Annotated in this window: 1 protein-coding gene; it reads right to left on the bottom strand. The window is 36.1% G+C overall.

The window, feature by feature from the left end:
• Nucleotides 1–106: 106 nt before the first annotated feature.
• Nucleotides 107–439, bottom strand: a complete 333-nt coding sequence (locus DW033_RS24345) for a hypothetical protein (RefSeq protein ID WP_032535954.1) — start codon at nucleotides 437–439, stop codon at nucleotides 107–109.
• Between the last annotated feature and the right edge of the window lie 74 nt (nucleotides 440–513).

Here is a 513-nt window from a genome sequence, read left to right as displayed (position 1 = left end):
CCTAATTTTGATATTATCTCGTCTTTATCCATATTTCAAATTTTATTGCTAATGGCTTGGCGGGGAACGGCGTTAGTCCGTTATCCCGGCTTGTTATGAACTTACTTTACCCCTTGTGCCTTTTATAATTTGCATAGCGAGCATTTAGAGTGTCCCGCCATTCTTGGCTTGGGCAAGAGTTTATTAACTGAATATACTTATTCTCATCATCAACGCAAACAGACTCTACAAGTTTTAATAAACTCCACTGCAAATCATAAAAAGCATTTTCAGGAAAGATTTGTACCAACACCATAGCTTCATCAAATGATATGGGAAGTTGTATTTGTTCTAATAAGGCATCATAAGTATTTACTAATTCATCAATACTCTCTGTATCATTGATGCTTTCATTAGGCATACGACCCAAATCTTTCAACTGTAAAATTTCATTTCTCATATCGTGTACTCTAATTGTTCATAATGGCTAAGCGGGGAACGCTGTTAGGCGTTATCACGCTTTGTTAGCAATAT

Source organism: Parabacteroides sp. AF39-10AC (assembly GCF_003635405.1).
Classification (GTDB): domain Bacteria; phylum Bacteroidota; class Bacteroidia; order Bacteroidales; family Tannerellaceae; genus Parabacteroides; species Parabacteroides distasonis.
Note: the sequence above shows the minus strand (reverse complement) of the source record. Positions and strands in the feature narration are given on the sequence as shown.